We start from the raw sequence: 19701 nt of genomic DNA on the forward strand, positions 1-19701 counted from the left end.
TCAGGCCTCAGGCCTCAGGGTCCGAGGTGGTGCGGCTGCCGCGGCCCGCGCTGTCGTGGTCGCCCTTGTCGCCGTGGGGGCGGCCGCCGTTGCCGTTGCCGTTGCCGTGGTGGGGCGGGCAGTTGTCGTCGGGCGGACTGACCGGGTCCGGGTCGGCCGGGGCCGGGTCGGGGTCCGTGACGGGCGGGGGCTCCACGGGAGCCGGGTCCGCCGGGGGAGCGGGATCGGTCGGCCCGGCCGGTGGCGTCGGCTCGGCCGGGGGAGTGGGGGCCGGGTCCGTGGGCGCGCCGGGCGGGGCCGGCTGCGTCGGCGCGGGCGGAGTGCTGCCCCCGTCGTCACCCCCGCCGCCGGTGCTGCCGGGGGTGCTCCCGCCGGGATCCGGATCCGCCGTCGAGCCGCCGCCGCTGCTGCTGCCCGACGGCGGCTGCGCCGCGGGCTCGGGCGAGGACGCGGCCGCCGTGGAACCGCCCGCACCGCCGTCGTCCCCGGCCTGCGGCCGCACCGCCTCCCCATCGCCCTGACCCGGTGTCACCGTCGGCCGCACGGTGGGCGCGTCCGTCGGAACCGCCGGCTGTTCGGCCACCGGCACCTGTGCCACCGGTGCGTCGGCGACCGGTGTCCGCCGGGCGGGGACGGAGGCGGACTGGCCGGGGCCGAGTATCAGCACCAGGGCGGCCGCACCGGCCGCCATCGCGCCCGCCGCGACCATCACCGGCGCCTTCGTGCCGCCCACGCCGGCGGCCTGCCGTACACCCTGCAGCAGCCCGCTGCCGCCTCCGCCCGCGTGGCCGCCCGTCGAGGCCCCGGCGGCGGTCAGGGTCAGCAGGAGCTTGCCGGCCGTGCCGCCCACCGCGAACACCAGCAGGGCCGGGCCGACGAGGGCGGGCAGCCGGTCGTTGGCGCTCATCAGGGCGGCGAGCCGGGTCCGGCAGTCCTCGCAGGCGTCCACGTGGCCGAGCAGCCGGTCGGACTGGCGTTCCGTCGCGGCGCCGCGCACGTACGCGGGCATCCGGCTCCAGTGGACCTGGCAGGCGGGGTCCTCCGGGGCCCCGGTCTGGGTGCGCAGGAAGGCCTGCCGCATCCCCTCGCGGGCGCGGTGCAGGAGTACGGCGGTGGCGCCCTCCTTGGTGCCCAGTTGCGGCCCGATCTGCGCCAGCGGCTGGCCCTCCGCCTCGGCCAGCCAGAGGGCCTTGACCCAGCGTTCGGGCAACTGGGCCAGGACGCGCACGAGCAGGTCGACCGAGGAGACGTGCTCGGCGGGGTCCTCGCCGTGCCGGCCGGACTCGGCCTGCTCGTCGTCGTGCGGGTCGCGGGGCGTCTCGCGCGCGGCACCGTTCGCGGCGTACGCGAGATGCCGGACGGTCGTCGTCAGGTACGCCGACACGTTGTCGATCTCGTGCCCCTCGGCCAGCCGCCGCCAGACCCGGAAGTGCGCCTCGGCGACCAGGTCTTCGGCGACCCAGGCGTTGCGGGTGAGGGAGCGGGCGTACGCGACGAGCCGCGGCTGCTGTTCCTCGTAGATCCGGGCATAGGCGGTGGTGCTGATCACTGCAGAGGAACCGTCGTGCATGGCGGAACGCTCCAGTTGCCGGCTCAGGGGCGGGAGAAGGTTTGTCAGCGTAGATGACGAAACTTTCAAGCAAAGTTTCAAGCGCATCAAGAAGTGACGCATGTCACTCAACTTCCTTGCGTTTCCGGCGTAATCAACCCGGGGCCGGGCGCTCTCACTTGTACGACGGCCCACCACGAACCCCCGGAGACGATCCGTGCCCATCACGCTCGAGCAGCCCACCGGCGCCCGCCTGCTCACCGCCGACGAGCAGGAGGTGGCGGTCCCCGCGACCCTCCGCTACACCTCGGCCGACCCGCAGGCCGTGCACTTCGTCTTCCCGCCGTGGATCTCCCTGGACGGCGAGGAGGTCACCTGGACCTTCGCGCGGGCCCTGCTGGAGGAGGGTTTGGCGGCCCCGGCCGTGCTCGGCAACGTGCACGTACGCCCGTACGGCGACTCCCGCACGGTCGTCGAACTCCGCGCGGAGGAGGGTGTGGCGGCGGTCAGCTTCCCGACCTCCGCCCTCACCCGCTTCCTGCTGTCCTCGCTGCGGGTCGGCGGCTGACGGGCTGTGCGGGATGTGTGGAGGGGGTGTGTGCGGGACGGGGGGCGGTAACTCCGGCCAATGGGGAACGGGTTGCCGAAAGCGGATGAGTCGGGCGGTGGTTGGTCGTTCTACCCCTTCGACGCTGTCGGTGCCAGTCAATAGGATCGTCAAGGGGACCTCGGCAGGCTCGATGTGCCCCCGGTCCACTCCTTCCACACGACCACGGGGCACTCGTCATGGCGCGACGCAGCACATCAAGCTCGACGGGAAGGCCGACGGGCACCGGTCCGTCGGGTCCGCGGAACCGGACCCCGCAGCCGGTGAGGCTGCGTCGGCGCACGTTCGGGGACGTCGTCAAGGCGTTCCTCGCCTTCGTGGTGCTGCTCGTCCTCGTCGTCGGCATCCCCGGCGCCCTCGCCATGAAGGTCGGCTGGCCGCTGCCGCGCAGCGCGCCCAGCATGGACTGGCTGTCCCAGCCGATCGACGTACAGACGTTCCTGAACGCGCTGACGGTCGTCGTCTGGCTGGCCTGGGCCCAGTTCACGGCCTGCGTGCTCGTCGAGGTCAAGGCCGCCGTCTCCGGTGTCGGCCTGCCCGGCCGGGTCCCCGGCGCCGGCCCGAGCCAGCTGCTCGCCCGGCAACTCGTCGCCGCGCTGCTGCTGGTCGGCGCCACCGCCGCCAGCTTCACCCCGGGCCTCTCCCAGCTGGGCCACAGCCTGGAGGGCAACCAGAAGGGCACGGTGGCCACCGCCCAGGCGACCCCGGGCATCCTCGCCCAGCAGCAGGAGCAGGCGAAGAGCACCGCCGCCGCCCTCGCCGAGCAGGCCGGCCATGCCGCGGCCCAGGCCGAACAGGGCGGCTCCACCGCCACGCACGGGGCGACGAAGTACTACCGGATCCAGCCGCCCGAGGGCCGCCACCACGACTCCCTGTGGGAGATAGCGCAGCGCCACCTCGGCGACGGCCGCCGGTACAAGGAGATCTACGAGCTCAACAAGGACCGCGTCCAGCCCGACGGCTCCCGGCTCTCCGAGGCCAGCCTCATCCGACCCGGCTGGATCATGGAGATGCCCGGCGACGCGCACGGCGGCGAACTGGTCGCGAACCCCGACGCGCACGTCTCCCCGGAGGTCCGGCAGCAGATCGGCGACTACGCGCAGACCGGCGACCACGCCCAGCACCAGGAGCAGGGTGGCGGGCAGCACGCGGGCGAGGACGGGGCCACCGCCCGGATCGCCGTGCCCGCCCAGCGCCAGGCCGGCGACACCGCAACGCCCGCCGCACAGGAGTCCGGCAGCCACTCGTCCGGCCACTCCTTCGGTCTGCCCGAAGCCCTCCTCGGCTCCCCCCTCCTCGCCGCCGGCCTGCTCGCCGCCCTCGGCCGCCGGCGCCGGCAGGCCCTGTGGCAGTCGGCTTTCGGTGCCGTCGGCGGCCGCCGCGGCATGGAGCCGCCGATCCCGACCGGCGACGCCCAGGACGTGCAGGACGCGCTGCTGGTCGGCGCCGACCCGGACGGCGTACGACTGCTCGACCGGTCGCTCCGCGCACTCGCCGCCGCCCTCACCGCCGAGTCCCGCTCCCTCCCCGTCGTCTACGCGGCCTGGCTCAGCCACGGCGACCTGCACCTGCAACTCGCCCAGCCGGCCGGCAAACCCCCGGCGCCCTGGCAGCTCGGCCAGGACCAGACGTTCTGGACGCTGTCCCGCGCGGACGCCGAGCGCTACGAGGACACCGACGCCGCGGCCCCCTACCCCGGTCTGGTCAGCCTCGGCACCATGGACGACTCGCGGCTGCTGCTCAACCTGGAGGCCGTGCCCGGCATCGTCTCGCTGAGCGGCCGCGAGGCCGACCGGGCCGCCGTGTTCGCCTCCGTCGCCGCCGAACTCGCCACCAACGGCTGGTCGGACCGGATGACCATCACCCTCGTCGGCTTCGGCGCGGACCTCACCCCGCTCGCCCCCAACCGGCTGCGCCATCTCGACGACGTGGAGGCGCTGTTCGAGACGATGGAGGCGGAGACCCGGCAGCGGCGGGGCGCGCTCGGCGCCGCCGACCACCACTCGGTCCTCACCGGCCGGACCGGGCCCGCCCAGCACACCCGGTGGGCGCCGAACCTCGTACTGCTGGCCACCCAGCCGTCCGCCGAGGACGCCGTGCGCCTCGCCGAACTCGCCGCCGACGCCGCCCGGCTCGGCATCGGCTACCTGGTCGGCAGCGAGAGCGACGACCTGCCGGGCGCCGCCTGGGCGATGGAGATCACCCCGGACGGCAGGCTCCTCGCCCCGCTGCTCGGCCTCGAACTCCAGGCCCAGCTGCTGCCCGCCGTCCAGCAGCGCGCGGTCGTCGAACTCTTCGTGGAGGCCGACCCCGAGCGCGACCCGGACGGGCCCACCACCACCCCGCCGTTCCTCGTCGACATCAGCGAACAGGGCCGCCCCGCGGTGTACGCGCGCCTCGTCGGGCCGTACGAGATCATCGGCCTGGACACCCCCGACGGCGAGCGCAGCCCCCTCCTCCACGAGGCCCTCGCCCTGCTCCTCCTGCACCGCGAGGGCGTGCACCCGCGCGTGCTGTCGTCCGCGCTGTGGCCGCGGGGCGTGACGGAGGACGTCCGCGACGCCCTCCTGGAGCGGCTGCGCGGCTGGCTCGGCACCGACCCCGACGGCAGCGCCCGGCTGCGCGCCGACTCGGCCGGCCGCCTCACGCTCGCCAAGTCGGTCGTCTCCGACCTGGACGTACTGCGCTCCCTCTACTACGAGGCCACCCAGGGCAAGGGCGTCGACAGCCGCGCGGTCCGCGGCCGGCTGCTCACCGACGCGCTCGTCCTGGTGCGTGGCCCGCTGCTCGCCGACCGCGCGGAGGGCCGCTACCGCTGGCTCACCCACGAGATCATCGACGCCCAGCTCCCGCTCCTCGTCGCCGACATCGGCCTCGCGCTGTCCGCGTTCCACCTGGAGAAGGACCGCGCGGAGAAGGCGATCGAGGCGCTCGGCGCGGCCCTGCGGACCGCCCCGGCGGACGAGCGCCTCTGGAACGAGCTGCTGCGCGCCACGCACGCCACCGGCGACCCGGACCGGCTGCGCGCCCTCGCCGCCGATCTGGTCACCCGCAGCGGCGTGCGCGGCCTGCCCCCGCGCACCGAGGCCCTCCTCGACGAACTCCTCCCGACCTGGCGCGACGGCGCCGCCGCGACGGGATGACGACCGCCCTGGACCTCGCCCTCCCGGCCGCCGCCGCCCTCTGGGGCGCGACGGCCGGGTCCCTGCTGCCCCGCGCCGCGTACCGCTTCTCCGCCCCGGCGGGGGAGGAGTGGCGGACGACGTGCCCTGCGGGCCACCCCATCAGAGGCTGGCTGGGCCGCGCCCCCTGCCGCGACTGCACAACCGACTCCCCAGCCCCGGCACCCGCTCCGGTACCCGCCCCGACGGAGGTCTCCGTACCCACCCCCGCCGCCGGCCCCACGCCTGACGACGCACCCGCGCCCGGCGACGGCCTCACCCCTGACGACGGATCCGCCCCCGGCGACGGCCTCACCCCTGACGACGCACCCACCCCCGGCGACGCACCCGCGGCCGCCGACGGCGAGGACGTCCCGCCGGGGCCACCCGCACTCGACGACGAAAGTCGCACGGGTGGTGCGGGTGGGAACACCAAAACCGCAACCACCCACGGACCCGCACCCGCCCCCCGCACCCCCCGCACCCTCCGCACCACCCCCCTCGCCCTCGCCACCGCCCTCGTCTGCACAGCCCTCGCCCTCGCCACCGGCACCCGCCCCGAACTCGCCGTCTGGCTGCTCCTGGCCCCCGTCGGCGTACTGCTCGCGGCCGTCGACTTCCGGGTGCAGCGGCTCCCCGACCCCCTCACGCTCCCCTTCGCGGCCGCCGCCCTCGCCCTCCTCGGGGTGGCCGCGCTGCTCCCCGAGCACGCCGGCGACTGGCTCACCTCCCTCTACGCGGCCCTCGCCCTCGGCACCGCCTACTTCGTCCTCTTCCTCGTCAACCCGGGCGGCATGGGCTTCGGCGACGTGAAGCTGGCCCTCGGCACGGGCGCCGTCCTCGGCTGGTACGGCTGGCCGACCGTGCTGCTCGGCACCTTCGCCGGGTTCCTGTTCGGCGCCCTGTACGGCGGCGCTCTCGTCGTCGTACGGCGCGCCGGGCGCAAGACGGCGATCGCGTTCGGGCCGTTCCTGATCGCGGGGGCCTTCGCGGGACTGCTGGTGGGGGCGTACACGGCCTGAGGCCGGGCCGTTCGAAGGGCGGCCGCGGGGCTGGCGTAGGCTGGTTCGGTCCGTCCACAAGCCTTTACGAAAGGGACGCGCCCGGTGACCGAGAAGGCCGACCTTCAGTCCGTCCTCGACCGTGCCGCTGCCGGTGGGCGGATCACCCCGGAAGAGGCGCTCGACCTGTACCGCGACGCCCCGCTGCACGCGCTGGGCGCCGCCGCCGACGCCGTGCGCCGCCGCCGGTACGCCGGCACCGAGCACATCGCGACGTACATCATCGAGCGGAACATCAACTACACGAACGTGTGCGTCACGGCGTGCAAGTTCTGCGCCTTCTACGCGGCCCCCAAGGACACCGCCAAGGGCTGGACCCGCGACCTCGACGACATCCTGCGCCGCTGCGCGGAGACGGTCGAACTCGGCGGCACCCAGATCATGTTCCAGGGCGGCCACCACCCGGACTACGGCGTCGAGTACTACGAGAAGCACTTCAAGGCGATCAAGGACGCGTTCCCGCAGCTGGTGATCCACTCCCTGGGCGCCTCCGAGGTCGAGCACATGGCCCGGATCTCGGGTGTCTCCGTCGAGGAGGCCATCACCCGCATCCACGAGGCCGGCCTGGACTCCTTCGCGGGCGCCGGCGCGGAGCTCCTGCCCGCGCGCCCCCGCAAGGCCATCGCGCCCCTCAAGGAGAGCGGCGAGCGCTGGCTGGAGATCATGGAGACGGCCCACAAGCTGGGCGTCGAGTCCACCTCGACCATGCTCATGGGCACCGGCGAGACCAACGCGGAGCGCATCGAGCACCTGCGCATGATCCGGGACGTCCAGGACCGCACGGGCGGCTTCCGCGCCTTCATCCCGTACACCTACCAGCCCGAGAACAACCACCTGAAGGGCCGCACGCAAGCCACGCTCTTCGAGTACCTGCGGATGATCGCCATCGCCCGCCTCTTCATGGACAACGTCGCCCACATCCAGGGCTCCTGGCTGACCACCGGCAAGGAGGTCGGCCAGCTCTCGCTCCACTACGGCGCGGACGACCTCGGCTCGATCATGCTGGAGGAGAACGTCGTCTCCTCCGCCGGCGCCAAGCACCGCTCCAACCGCCTGGAGATCATCGACCTGATCCGCAAGGCGGGCCGCGTCCCGGCGCAGCGCGCCACGACGTACGAGCACCTGATCGTCCACGACGACCCGGCGAACGACCCGGTCGACGAGCGGGTGATGTCCCACATCTCCTCGACGGCGATCGAGGGCGGCACCGCGCACCCCGAGCTGAAGCTCCTCGCCTCCAACTGACGCACGGGTGGAGACGATTCACACGGCGGACCGGGTCCTCGTCACCTGGGACGCCGAGCCGGTCGAGAACGGCGCGGTGGTGGTCGTGACCGACCGGATCGCCGCGGTCGGGGCGTACGACGACCTGCGCGCCCGCTTCCCGCGGGCACGGCTCCGCACCTGGCCGGGCGCGCTGGGCCCCGCCCGCGTCCACGACGGGCCCCTCCCGGCCGCCCCGAGCCCACGGGAGCGCGTGCACGCCGTACTGAAGCGGGGCGCGACCGCGGTCCTGGACCGGTACGTCGACTCACCCGAACTCAGGGCGGCGGCGGAGCGCAACGACGTCATGATCGTGCCGAGTCCGTGGCGGCTGCCGACGATCGTCGAAACCGGCCGGGCGGACTTGGCGGTCTTCGACGCGGCGGGGGCGTGTATCGCGACGGTGTGCGCGGGCCGACTGGTGCACAGACGAAGGTGACTTCTCAACGCCCCTCAGGACAGCGCCCCGTCAGGGGCGCGGGGCTGTATTCGATATGCGGCTCCGCCGCGTGGGCGCGACCAGCCCCCACCGACCCGCAGACGACACTCAACCCGCAAACGCTTCTCCGAACGCCCCCGAACTCTGAGTCACCCCACTGCAGTCGGTCGCCGCGTCGTTCTGCGACGCAGTCCCGCTCTCACACTGCACATCCCGGAACGTCGACCACATCGACACCCACGCGATCCCCTCCTCCTCCGCGAACGCCCGCACATCCTTCGCGTCGGACAGCGAGAACGTCTCCCCGTCCACGTCGTTGACCCCGATCATCGACGTCAGCGCCATCCCGCCCCACGCCCCCGCGTCCGACAGCCCGAACACCTTCTTCAGCTGCGTGTGCGCGGCCTTCGCCGAGGTGAGCGCGTAGTCGCCCATGTCCCCGTCGTACGACTCGCCGTAGTTCATGGTCATGATGTTGACCGTCGAGACCTGCACGTCGTACCTGTTCGCGGACTCCAGCAGCGCGAGGCTGCCGGAGTCGAGCCCCGACGGCATCACGGGCAGCGTGAAGGAGACCTCCAGGTCCGGCCGTTCCTTCTGGAGCAGCGCGATCGCCTCCGACCGGAGGGCGACCGAGTCGGAGTCGGTCAGCGTGTCGCCCTCGATGTCGAAGTCGGCCTGCGTGGAACCCGCGGCGTCCAGCGCGGCGCCGTACGCGGCGGCGAGTTTCGACGCACCGGAGCACGTCGTCGCCAGCTCCTTCCCGGAGGCTCCGCCGAAGGACACCCGGACCGTCGCACCGTCCTCCTTCAGCTTGGAGATCCGCGACTTCACGGTCGAACTGCCGACGGCGTCCGTCCCGTTCCACGCCGGCGTGCAGCTGCTGCCGTCGGCGATCACGAAGGCCAGGTTGTACGTCGAGGGCGACCCCGCGTCGTCCGTGTCGGCGGCCTCCGTCGCGCTGACGTAGGGCGCGTACGCCGTACTCGATCCGTCCGATCCGTCCGACCCGTCCGACCCGTCGGCCCCGCTCGCGGATGCCGACGCGGACGCCGACGCCTTCTTCGACGGTGCGGGCGCCGCGTCCGACGTGCCGTCGGAGCCCGAGGAGCACCCCGTGACTGCCATGGCAAACAGGCAGGCAAGCCCAGCAGCCGGCCTGAGGAAACTCCGCATTAAGATGCACCCGCTCTCGTGATTTGTGTCTCAGGCTCGAAACAAAGCCTGATTCCAAAGGAAAACGTCTCACACGGTCATGGTGTTCAACGGTTCGGCCGATGCATAGAAACCTCATGGAATGAAGGGCGTGAAGGGAGCGAAAGGGGCGCCGCAAAAGGGGTGTTCATGCTGTTTCCCCTCCACGGCGCCTACCGCAGGTGTTCACAGAATCTCTCAGCGAAAAGACAGGAAAAGACGTTTCTCATGGGCGCCTCACAAGAACTCCGAAGACGGTCACATAAAGCCTCCCTAATATCTTGGGAATGCAATCCGAGCCTGCCATCGAAAGCCGCGCCGCCGGGCGCGGTCGCCGCCGCAAACGAGGCAACGGGTCTGCCGAGGGGCCCGTTTTCGTCGACTCCTCCGGACGCCGGTCCAAGGTGCTGCGGCGCGTCGGCCTCCTCCTCGGCGTCGTCTGCCTCGCCTACACGGGAGTGCTCGGCGCCGCCTTCATGGGCTGGGGAACCTCGCTCACCCCGGACTCGCTGATCCCCGACTTCGCACGTGCCGGCAACGCCCCGGGCGGCGAGCGCCCGCAGGGCGGCATCGGCCGTCAGGCCGGCGTGCCCAGCGACCGTCCGTCGTCGCCGCCCTCGGCCACCACCACCCCGTCCGCCACCGCCGACTGACCGGGAACGCAGGCCTCTCCCCATGACTACTCCGACCTCCGCACGCGGCCGCAGGCGCGCCCCCACCCGCATCGAGCGGGCGGCGGGCAGGGCCGCGGCGCTGCAGAAACCACGTGTCATCCTCGCCCTGCTGCTCCTGCTGGCGCTGACCTGCGTGATGCTGCTCGACGGCTATCTGCGCGCAGAGGTCGGCGGCGACCAGCGGGTGCGCACCGGCGCCAGCTCCGGCAAGGTGCCGGACAAGATCCTCGACGGCGGCCCGATCCTCACCTTCCGGGGTGGCCGGGCGACCACCGTCTCGGTCCCCTCCAGGACCATCGCCCTGACCTTCGACGACGGCCCGAACCCGACGTACACCCCGCAGGTCCTCAAGATCCTGAAGCAGTACGACGTGCCCGCCACGTTCTTCCTGGTCGGCTCGATGGTGTCGCGCTACCCGAGCATCGTGAAGACGATGGTCCAGCAGGGCAACGAGGTCGGCATCCACACGTTCACGCACGTCGACCTGTCGTACCAGAGCGACGCCCGGATCAACCGCGAGATGCAGCAGACGCAGCTCGCGCTGGCGGGCGCGGCCGGCATCACCACGACCCTCTTCCGCGCGCCGTACTCCTCCGAGACGGACGCCATCGACAACTACAGCTGGCCGGTCTACAAGAAGCTCGGCAACGAGGGCTACACCAGCGTCTTCGTCGACACCGACAGCGACGACTGGAAGAAGCCGGGCGTCTCGAAGATCGTCAAGTGGGCCACGCCGAGCGGCACCAAGGGCGCGGCGGTCCTCTTCCACGACGCCGGCGGTGAGCGCTCGCAGACGATCAAGGCGCTGCCGCAGTACATCAAGAAGATGAAGGCGAAGGGCTACACCTTCACCACCGTCAGCGGTGTCATCCAGAAACGGAACACCGCCAACCAGCAGGCCGCGTCCGCGAGCAGCGGTTCGAACGGCCAGACCACCACCACCGGGGTCACCGAGGCCGGCGTGACCGGCACCGGGACCGGGACCGGTTCCGGTACGGGCACCGGCTCCCAGCCCGGTGGCGGCACCGCTCCGAACGGCAACGGCAACGGCACCGGCACCGGCAACGGCCCGAGCGGCGAGGGCGGCACCGCCCCCAACAGCGGGACCGGCACCAGCGCCACCACCGTCTCCCGTCTCCAGGCCGCCCACCGCACGGCCACCGGCATGACCCTCTACGAGGGCAAGGCCCTCATCGTGGCGGTCGCGATCGCCGAGTGGGCCCTCCCCGTCCTGTCCGGTCTCCTGTTCGTCGTCGGCATCGCGGTGATGGGCCGCTTCGGGATGATGCTGCTCATCGCCCGCCGCCACTACAGACAGCGCAACAAACGCCGGTTCAGCTGGGGGGTGACGGTCACCCGGCCGGTGAGCGTGATCGTCCCGGCGTACAACGAGAAGGAGTGCATCGCCAACACCCTGGAGTCGCTGGCGCGGAGCACCCACCCGATCGAGGTCATCGTCGTCGACGACGGCTCCACGGACGGCACCTCGGAGATCGCCCGCGCCGCCGCCGACAAGCTCGGCATGCCCAACGTCCGGGTCATCCGCCAGGAGAACGCGGGCAAACCCGCCGCCCTCAACAACGGCGTGCGCAACGCCAGTTACGACATCGTCGTGATGATGGACGGCGACACGGTCTTCGAGCCGGAGACGGTACGGCACCTCGTGCAGCCGTTCGCCGACCCCGAGGTCGGCGCGGTCGCAGGCAACGCCAAGGTCGGCAACCGCGACACGATCATCGGCGCCTGGCAGCACATCGAGTACGTGATGGGCTTCAACCTCGACCGGCGCATGTACGACCTGCTGCGCTGCATGCCGACGATCCCCGGCGCGATCGGCGCCTTCCGCCGCGAGGCGGTCCTGGGGGTCGGCGGCATGAGCGAGGACACCCTCGCCGAGGACACCGACATCACCATCGCCATGCACCGCGCCGGCTGGCGGGTCGTCTACCAGGAGCACGCCAAGGCCTGGACGGAGGCGCCCGGTTCGCTGAAGCAGCTGTGGTCGCAGCGCTACCGCTGGTCCTACGGCACCATGCAGGCCCTCTGGAAGCACCGCAAGTCCCTCACGGACAAGGGCCCGTCGGGCCGCTTCGGCCGCGTCGGCATGCCCCTGGTCGTCCTCTTCCAGATCGTCACGCCGGTCTTCGCCCCGCTCATCGACGTCTTCACGGTCTACTCCATGATCTTCGTCGACTTCGAGGCGGCCCTGCTGGCCTGGCTCGCCGTCCTCGGCATCCAGCTGGCCTGCGCCGCCTACGCGTTCCGCCTGGACAAGGAGAAGTACCGCTACCTCGCGATGATGCCGCTGCAGCAGCTGGCCTACCGCCAGATGATGTACCTCGTGCTCATCCACTCCTGCATCACCGCCCTCACCGGCGGCCGCCTGCGCTGGCAGAAACTCAAGCGCACGGGCGAGGTCGGCACCCCGGCGGGAGTGAGCGGCTGATGACCTGGGACCAGCAGAACCCGTACCAGCAGAACCCTTACCAGCAGGGCTACAACGGCTACGACTACGGCCCCTACGGCGGCCGGCAGCAGTACGCCCAGCAGCCGTACCCCGACTACACCTACACCCCGGCGCCGGACCAGACGGCCCCACTACCCCTGGTGGAACCGGAACCGGAACCGGAACTGGAACCGGTACTCGAACCGGAGCCGCAGCCGCAGGCGACCGCCGCCACCGCTGTGGGCAGTCGTTCCGCAGGGCGAGGGCGGTCCCCCCGCTCGAGCGAAGCCGAGAGTGGGGGAGGGTGGGCACGGCCGACAGCGCCGGGCACCGAGGCAACAGACGCCAAGGAGTCCGCCCCCAAGCCCTCAAGGGACCGGTACTTCGACACCCTCAGGGCCGTCGCCCTCATCCGCGTCGTCACCTACCACACCTTCGGCTGGGCCTGGTGCGGCATGGTGTTCCCCTCCATGGGCATCATGTTCGGCCTCGCCGGCACCCTCATGGCGAAGTCCCTGGAGCGCCCGGCGTTCAAGGTCGTCAAGAGCCGCCTCCGCCGCCTCCTCCCGCCCTTCTGGTTCTGGGGCTTCTTCGTCGTCCTGGCGATGCTGATCCACGACTGGATGCCGGGCCGGCAGATCGTCTACTGGATCGTGCCGCTCGGCGACCCGCCGGGCAACGCGTGGGGCGAGCAGGCCTGGGAGATCCTCTGGTACCTGCGCACCTACCTCTGGTTCGTCCTCCTCTCCCCGGCCCTGCTGTGGATCTTCCGCAAGGCCCCGATCCCGGTCCTCCTCCTGTCCCTCGCCCCGATCCTGGTCCTGAACTTCGTCTGGTCGGGCCCGGACAACCGGTTCGGCAGCGCCCTGTGGGACCTGTCGACGTACCTCTTCTGCTGGATCCTCGGCTTCGCCCACCGCGACGGCGTGCTCCAGCGGATGAAGCCGGCCCTGGTCGTCGTCGGCTCGCTCGCCGCCGTCGGCTACGGCGGCTGGTACGCCTTCTCGCACCAGGCCGACTTCGGCACCTACGACCTGGACGAGAACCCCCTCGCGCAGGCCTTCTGGTCGGCCGGGTTCGTGATGCTGCTGATGTGGGCGAAGGCGTACTTCAAGATCGACTTCGCCTGGCTGACCCGCTACGGGAAGCTCGACCGGACGGTCACGATCTTCAACGCCCGCGCGGTGACGATCTACCTCTGGCACGAGATCGCCCTGGTCCTCGCGGTCCCGCTGATCGACCAGATGTGGAACGTACCCGCGTTCGAGAAGTGGCTCCCGCTGGACAGCCAGTGGTTCATGTTCGGCGTCGGCTGGATCCTGATCGCGGTGTTCGTCGTGGCGTGCGGCTGGGTGGAGGACGTCGCCGCGAAGAAGAAGCCGAAGCTTCTCCCCTGAGGGCGTGCTGCAAGAATGGCGAGCGTGACCCGCGCTTCCCTGAACAAGCAGCCGCACGAAGTCGCCTCGATGTTCGACGACGTGGCGGAACGGTACGACCTGACCAACGACGTGCTGTCGCTCGGCCAGGACCGGCAGTGGCGGAAGGAGGTCGCCAAGGCGGTCGACGCGCGCCCCGCGCAGAAGGTCCTGGACCTGGCGGCCGGCACGGGCACCTCCTCCCAGCCGTTCGTCCGGGCCGGTGCCTATGTCGTGCCCTGCGACTTCTCCCTGGGGATGCTCCAGGTCGGCAAGCGCCGCAACGCCTGGATGCCCTTCACCGCGGGGGACGCCACCCGGCTGCCGTTCGGGGACGACACCTTCGACGCCGTGACGATCTCCTTCGGGCTGCGCAACGTCCAGGACACCGACGCGGCCCTGCGCGAGATGTACCGGGTGACGCGGCCCGGCGGCCGGGTCGTGATCTGCGAGTTCTCGCACCCGACCTGGGCGCCCTTCCGGACCGTCTACACCGAGTACCTGATGCGTGCCCTGCCGCCGGTCGCCCGCGCGGTCTCCTCCAACCCGGACGCCTACGTCTACCTCGCCGAGTCCATCCGGGCCTGGCCCGACCAGCCCGCGCTGGCCGGACGGCTGCGCGAGGCGGGCTGGTCGAAGGTGGCCTGGCGCAACCTCACCGGCGGGATCGTCGCCCTGCACCGGGGCTTCAAGGAGGCCTGAGCCCCGACCGGGGGCTCACAGGCTGCTCACCTCGAAGGTGTTGTCCCCGGGCTGGTCCAGCTCCCGTTGCAGCCCACCCCTGGGCGGCCGTGGGATGCGGGGCTCGCGCACGCCCCCGCCGCCCTCGCCCTCACCGAAGTCGAACCACACGTACACCATCGAGTCCCGCGGCACCTCGGCACCGGGCTGCGGGAACTGGCGCACGACGTAGTCGACGACCGTGGAATGGAAGTCGGGCCGGTCCGGCGCGTTGAGGAACAGACCCCGCGACCGGGCGGTCTCGCGCGCGTCCACGGCCATCAGTCCGACCAGCCGCGGCACGCGCACTTCGGGTGTTTTGGGTGTTATATGCACAGATGTCACCCCCAGCGGTACTGGAAGAGTAACCCGCGGCACGTGGCGGCCGGAAGCGCCAAGTGTCTTTCTGTAACAGATCGTTACTCTGTGTAGTCAGCCGCGGCGTTGCCCCGCAGGTCGAGCCGGAAGCAGAGCGCCTCCTCCGCGAAGCGCGGGTGCGGGAACGTCCCCGCGAGTTCCATCCCGAGGCGCCGGGCCACCGCGACGGACCGCTCGTTGCCCGGCCGCACCATTGCCATCACCTCCGGCACGCCCGCCGCCCGCAGCCGGTCCAGCGTCATCCGCGCCGCCGCGGAAGCGTACCCCTTGCCCCAGTGGTCCCGTCCGAGCCGCCAGCCGATCTCGATCTCCCCCCTGGGGCCCCACTGGTGCGGCCACGGCTGCGCGCCGGTGAAGCCGATGACCTGCCCGGCCTCGTCGGTCATCGTCCACAGGCAGAAGCCGAGCTCGGCGTCGTGCCGGCGCTGCCGCGCGGTGAGCTCCTCGTAGACGGACAGCTCCGCGGAGCCGCCGCCGAAGAACTCCATGACCTCCGGGTCGTCGAAGACCCGGTGCCAGGCGAACGCGTCCTCGTGCGTGGGTACACGCAGCCGTACCGCGGGGAGAGCTCGGTTCACAGGGACAGCCCTTCAGCAGGGTGATCAGTACCGCTGAATAGACTGCCCATGTCCAGTGCCGGTCGGCACGCAGATTTCGAGCCTTGGGGAGCCCCCGCCGTGACCGAGCCCCTCTCCGAAAACACCGCCGATGTCATCGTCGTCGGCGCGGGGCCAGCCGGCTCCACGACGGCCTACCATCTCGCCAAGTCCGGCCTCGACGTGCTCCTGCTGGAGAAGACCGAGTTCCCGCGCGAGAAGGTGTGCGGCGACGGACTCACCCCGCGCGCCGTGAAACAGCTGGTCGCCATGGGCATCGACATCTCCGAGGAGGCCGGCTGGCTGCGCAACAAGGGCCTGCGCATCATCGGCGGCGGCAGCCGCCTCCAGCTCGACTGGCCGGATCTCGCCTCCTTCCCCGACTACGGCCTGGTCCGCAAACGCGACGATTTCGACGAACAGCTCGCCCGCCAGGCGCAGAAGGCGGGGGCGCGGTTGTACGAACGCTGCAACGTCGGCGCCCCGATCGTCGACGAGCGCACCGGCCGGATCACCGGCGTGCACGCCAAGCTCGGCGAGGAGAAGCGCCAAGTCACCTTCCACGCCCCCCTGGTCGTGGCCGCCGACGGCAACTCCACCCGGCTCTCCCTCGCGATGGGCCTGCACCGCCGCGAGGACCGCCCGATGGGCGTGGCCGTCCGGACCTACTTCACCTCCCCCCGTCATGAGGACGACTACCTGGAGTCCTGGCTGGAACTCTGGGACCGCCGCGGTCCCCAGGACCGCCTGCTGCCCGGCTACGGCTGGATCTTCGGCATGGGCGACGGTACCTCCAACGTGGGTCTGGGTGTCCTGAACACCTCCGACTCCTTCAAGGAACTGGACTGGCGCGAGGTCCTCAAGGCCTGGTGCGCCTCCATGCCCGAGGACTGGGGCTACACCCCCGAGAACATGACCGGCCCGATCCGCGGCGCCGCCCTCCCCATGGCCTTCAACCGCCAGCCCCACTACACGCGCGGGCTGCTGCTCGTCGGCGACGCCGGCGGCCTGGTGAACCCCTTCAACGGCGAGGGCATCGCCTACGCCATGGAGTCCGGCCAGATCGCCGCCGACGTCATCGTCCAGGCCCATGCGCGGGCCACGCCCAGCGGTCGCGAGATGGCCCTGCAGCGCTACCCGCGCGTCCTCAAGGACACCTACGGCGGCTACTACACGCTGGGCCGCGCCTTCGTGAAGCTCATCGGCAACCCGAAGGTCATGCAGATCGCCGCCCAGCGCGGCCTGACCCACCCGCTGCTGATGAAGTTCACCCTGAAGCTCCTGGCGAACCTCACCGACCCGACCGGCGGCGACGCGATGGACCGCATCATCAACGGCCTGAGCAAGGTGGCCCCGAAGGCCTGACCGCTCCTAGGAGCCGATCGCCTCGATGTTGGCGGCCCGGCGGGCGTACACGTCCTCCCTCCGGTCCGCCACCTGCCGCAGCGCTTCCTTCCGCTCCCGCTTGGAGAGCCGGTCGAGATACACGCGCCCGTTCACATGGTCGGTCTCGTGCGCCAGGCAGCGGGCGAAATACCCCGTTCCCTCGATGGTGAGCGGATTGCCTTCCTTGTCCAGCCCGTGCACGACCGCCCGGTCCGGCCGCGGGACGTCCATCATGGCGCCCGGCACCGACAGGCACCCCTCGCTGTCGTCGAGCAGCCGCCGCCCGGCCGGGTCCGGTGCCTCCAGGACGGGGTTGACGATGTGCCCGACATGTCGGACACCGTCGTCGTCGGGGCAGTCGTAGACGAACAAGCGCAGGTCGACTCCGACTTGGTTCGCCGCGAGGCCGGCTCCCTCGGCGATGTACATGGTGAGGAACATGTCGTCGATGAGCGCGGCGAGGTCGGGTCCGAACTCGGTGACGTCCCGGCACGGCTTGTGCAGGACGTCCTCACCGGTCTCGGTGATCCGGCGCACCGAACCGCGCCGGGCCTCGGGGGCGTGCCGGGGGTAGTAGTCCATGGGGTTTCCCTGGACGAAGACGCGTGGCATCGCGGTGTCTCCTTCTCGGATCTCGGGGCCGCCGCTCCGTACGAGCGGCCTGCACCGAGCATCCCAGGAGCCACCGGATCGCGGGCGGACCTGTGGAAAACCCTCGCGGTGGCCTGCGGCCTGTGGAAAACCGGGCGAAGGGCGGGCGCGCCGGAAGGGCCGCTGCCCCCGAGCGGCTGCGGCCCTACCGTGCTTGCGTGATGCCTGAGTTGTCCTGGTTGCCCGGGTTGTTCAGAGCACCCGCACCGCGCCGGTCGGCGGGTCGTACGACAGCGGGTGCTCGCCGACACCGCTGGAGGGGTTCTGCGCGCCCACGAACATGCCGTCGCCCACGTACACCGCCACGTGGTACGCGCTGCCGGCGCTGCCCCAGTAGAGGATGTCGCCGGGCTGGAGGTTGCTCAGCGAGACCTGGGTGCCCTGCGTCGACTGGTCCTGGGAGACGCGCGGCAGGCTGACGCCGACCGACTTGAAGGCGGCCTGGACGAGACCCGAGCAGTCCCACGAGTTGGGGCCCGTGCCGCCGGAGACGTAGGCGTCACCGATCTGCGCCTTCACGAAGGCGACCACCGCGGCGGCCGAACCCGTCGCCGTGGACGTGCTCGTGGAGGTGCTGGAGCTCGTGGAGGCGCTGAGGGTGGTCCGCTCGGCGCTGCGCGACGCGGCGCGCTCAGCGGCGGCCTTACGGGCCTCCTCGGCCTTCTTCTTCTTGGCCTCGGCCTTCTGCTTCGCCTCGGCGAGGTCCGCCTTGGCCTGCTTCGCGGCATTTGCGGCGGCCGCGTCACGCTCGGCCTGGAGGGTGTAGTTCGCCGCGGCCTGCTGCGTGGCGTCGGCGGACTGGGCCACCTGGGTGGCCAGATCGGCCGTGAGGGTGGGCAGTTCGAGCGTCTGCGTCACGGGTTCGGCGGCACTCGCCGAGGCCGCGCCCGCCGCTGCCATGCCGAGGACACCACTGGCAACTCCGGCGCGCACGGCGATGCTTGTCGTCGCGCTGCGGCGGGGTTTTCGGTGGCTGCGTATGTGAGCGGTGTGGGACATGGGAACAACCGGTATCAGGGGCTCCTTCATATCTACAAGAAACGTGTGCTGCGCCACAGTTGCTCAATCGAGACCGCGAATCCCTCGCGTGTCTTTCTTTATTGACGCCGTAACGGACATTGCGGACGCCTGTGATCAAGCCCGTGATCACGTTCTTTCGCTGTTACGTCCGGATTGCCCCCCGCCTACCACCGGTCGGGATGGTTGGCCAAGCCCCGTTCTCAGACGCCTCTCATGGATGTGGCGGAGGTCACGGAACGGTTACCGGTAGGGGTGCGTCTCGCGCGGGGTCGGGCCAGAGGTCCGGTCGGCGTCGGGTCGGGGCCGCGGTCCGTCCGGGTTCGTGAATGCGTGCACGCGTCCACATCGCGGCCCGCCCCTCCCTCTGATGTGTGAATGCGGCTCTCTATCAAGGCGCCCCGTCCATCGCGAATTTGCATGCAGGGGAACTCTCTTGATATGGAGACGCTCGCTCGAGACCCCGTCCCGCCAGCGCGGACGGTCGAAAATGTCACTTCTGGTGATCAGCTGAACGCTTCGCGTGTGAAGATCACTACTCATCCGACTTCATGATCGATCGTCAGGTGGTGGAGATCACAAAGCTTGTGCAATACCCCGTGTCGCAGATCACAGAGCGGCGGGCATAAGATGCGAGGCAGTTGGGCTTGTGACCTGCTTCACATGTTCGCGATCTTCGCCCGGGACGCGCGGGGTTCGCGTGACGGATGAGGCAGGTGGGGAGCCCGATCCGAACCGCCACCAGTCAGTGCCGACTGAGAGGAGCGAGGAGCGGTGAACGCCTATGCGCCCATCCTCGTACTGGGAGCCCTCGGGGCAGGCTTTGCGATCTTCTCCGTGGTCATGGCCACGCTGATCGGTCCGAAGCGGTACAACCGCGCCAAGCTCGAAGCCTACGAGTGCGGTATCGAGCCGACCCCCACGCCGGCCGGCGGCGGGCGTTTCCCGATCAAGTACTACCTGACGGCGATGCTCTTCATCGTCTTCGACATCGAGATCGTCTTCCTCTACCCCTGGGCCGTCACCTTCGACGCCCTGGGTGTTTTCGGGCTCGTGGAGATGCTGCTCTTCGTGCTCACCGTCTTCGTCGCCTACGCGTACGTGTGGCGGCGCGGCGGCCTGGAATGGGACTGAGGGGTCTTTG

At 71.0% G+C, this 19701-nt stretch carries 17 protein-coding genes; 11 read left to right on the forward strand and 6 right to left on the reverse strand.

All coding sequences use genetic code 11. The features are described 5' to 3' along the window. Nucleotides 1–7 precede the first annotated feature (7 nt). On the reverse strand, nucleotides 8–1570 hold the full coding sequence (locus ACFY0P_RS00830; protein WP_388905823.1) for a sigma-70 family RNA polymerase sigma factor: 1563 nt from the start codon (nucleotides 1568–1570) through the stop codon (nucleotides 8–10). Nucleotides 1571–1766: 196 nt separating this feature from the next. Here ACFY0P_RS00830 and ACFY0P_RS00835 point away from each other — a divergent pair, with 196 nt between their 5' ends. From ACFY0P_RS00835 to ACFY0P_RS00855, 5 genes are all read left to right on the forward strand, one after another. Continuing rightward, nucleotides 1767–2117 carry an SsgA family sporulation/cell division regulator gene (locus tag ACFY0P_RS00835; protein WP_388905825.1) on the forward strand — a complete coding sequence of 117 codons (351 nt, stop codon included), beginning with the start codon at nucleotides 1767–1769 and terminating at the stop codon, nucleotides 2115–2117. Between the two features lie 218 nt (nucleotides 2118–2335). After that, a complete protein-coding gene (locus tag ACFY0P_RS00840; protein WP_388905827.1) occupies nucleotides 2336–5299 on the forward strand; it encodes a BTAD domain-containing putative transcriptional regulator in 2964 nt (987 codons plus the stop codon). Next, complete coding sequence (locus tag ACFY0P_RS00845; RefSeq protein ID WP_388905829.1) at nucleotides 5296–6339, forward strand: prepilin peptidase; 1044 nt, start codon at nucleotides 5296–5298, stop codon at nucleotides 6337–6339. The genes ACFY0P_RS00840 and ACFY0P_RS00845 overlap by 4 nt, the downstream gene beginning before the upstream one ends. An 84-nt stretch (nucleotides 6340–6423) precedes the next feature. Next, a complete protein-coding gene (gene mqnC, locus ACFY0P_RS00850) occupies nucleotides 6424–7623 on the forward strand; it encodes a cyclic dehypoxanthinyl futalosine synthase (protein WP_388905830.1) in 1200 nt (399 codons plus the stop codon). Between the two features lie 7 nt (nucleotides 7624–7630). Beyond that, a complete protein-coding gene (locus ACFY0P_RS00855; RefSeq protein ID WP_388905832.1) occupies nucleotides 7631–8080 on the forward strand; it encodes a hypothetical protein in 450 nt (149 codons plus the stop codon). 108 nt (nucleotides 8081–8188) lie between these two features. Here the strand turns inward: ACFY0P_RS00855 and ACFY0P_RS00860 are convergent, their stop codons facing one another. Beyond that, nucleotides 8189–9256: a chitinase gene (locus ACFY0P_RS00860; protein ID WP_388905834.1), complete on the reverse strand. Its 1068-nt coding sequence runs from the start codon at nucleotides 9254–9256 to the stop codon at nucleotides 8189–8191. A gap of 305 nt (nucleotides 9257–9561) precedes the next feature. Here ACFY0P_RS00860 and ACFY0P_RS00865 point away from each other — a divergent pair, with 305 nt between their 5' ends. The 4 genes from ACFY0P_RS00865 to ACFY0P_RS00880 are packed head-to-tail and all read left to right on the forward strand — an operon-like array spanning nucleotide 9562 to nucleotide 14511. Continuing rightward, entirely contained in the window at nucleotides 9562–9927 is a 366-nt protein-coding gene (locus ACFY0P_RS00865) for a hypothetical protein (RefSeq protein ID WP_388905836.1), read from the forward strand. Between the two features lie 22 nt (nucleotides 9928–9949). After that, on the forward strand, nucleotides 9950–12394 hold the full coding sequence (locus tag ACFY0P_RS00870; protein WP_388905838.1) for a bifunctional polysaccharide deacetylase/glycosyltransferase family 2 protein: 2445 nt from the start codon (nucleotides 9950–9952) through the stop codon (nucleotides 12392–12394). Then, nucleotides 12394–13791, forward strand: coding sequence for an acyltransferase (locus ACFY0P_RS00875; protein WP_388905840.1), 1398 nt, complete (start codon nucleotides 12394–12396; stop codon nucleotides 13789–13791). Before ACFY0P_RS00870 ends, ACFY0P_RS00875 begins: the two co-directional genes overlap by 1 nt. A 24-nt stretch (nucleotides 13792–13815) precedes the next feature. After that, nucleotides 13816–14511 (forward strand): demethylmenaquinone methyltransferase, encoded by a 696-nt coding sequence (locus ACFY0P_RS00880; protein WP_388905843.1) that lies wholly within the window; start codon nucleotides 13816–13818, stop codon nucleotides 14509–14511. 15 nt (nucleotides 14512–14526) lie between these two features. On the opposite strand, the gene ACFY0P_RS00885 is transcribed toward ACFY0P_RS00880, so the two are convergent. Then, nucleotides 14527–14838, reverse strand: coding sequence for a PASTA domain-containing protein (locus ACFY0P_RS00885; RefSeq protein ID WP_388905846.1), 312 nt, complete (start codon nucleotides 14836–14838; stop codon nucleotides 14527–14529). Between the two features lie 110 nt (nucleotides 14839–14948). After that, nucleotides 14949–15485, reverse strand: coding sequence for a GNAT family N-acetyltransferase (locus ACFY0P_RS00890; protein ID WP_388905848.1), 537 nt, complete (start codon nucleotides 15483–15485; stop codon nucleotides 14949–14951). Nucleotides 15486–15533: 48 nt separating this feature from the next. Here ACFY0P_RS00890 and ACFY0P_RS00895 point away from each other — a divergent pair, with 48 nt between their 5' ends. Next, a complete protein-coding gene (locus tag ACFY0P_RS00895) occupies nucleotides 15534–16868 on the forward strand; it encodes a geranylgeranyl reductase family protein (protein WP_388905851.1) in 1335 nt (444 codons plus the stop codon). A gap of 6 nt (nucleotides 16869–16874) precedes the next feature. Here ACFY0P_RS00895 and def read toward each other — a convergent pair whose 3' ends face one another. Then, entirely contained in the window at nucleotides 16875–17501 is a 627-nt protein-coding gene (gene def / locus ACFY0P_RS00900; protein WP_388905853.1) for a peptide deformylase, read from the reverse strand. 231 nt (nucleotides 17502–17732) lie between these two features. Beyond that, on the reverse strand, nucleotides 17733–18539 hold the full coding sequence (locus ACFY0P_RS00905; RefSeq protein WP_351487532.1) for a C40 family peptidase: 807 nt from the start codon (nucleotides 18537–18539) through the stop codon (nucleotides 17733–17735). Nucleotides 18540–19331: 792 nt separating this feature from the next. On the opposite strand from ACFY0P_RS00905, the gene ACFY0P_RS00910 reads away from it, so the two are divergent. After that, a complete protein-coding gene (locus ACFY0P_RS00910; protein WP_007383963.1) occupies nucleotides 19332–19691 on the forward strand; it encodes an NADH-quinone oxidoreductase subunit A in 360 nt (119 codons plus the stop codon). Nucleotides 19692–19701: the final 10 nt, after the last annotated feature.

It is taken from the genome of Streptomyces sp. NPDC001714, assembly GCF_042892755.1.
In the GTDB taxonomy this organism is placed as follows: domain Bacteria; phylum Actinomycetota; class Actinomycetes; order Streptomycetales; family Streptomycetaceae; genus Streptomyces.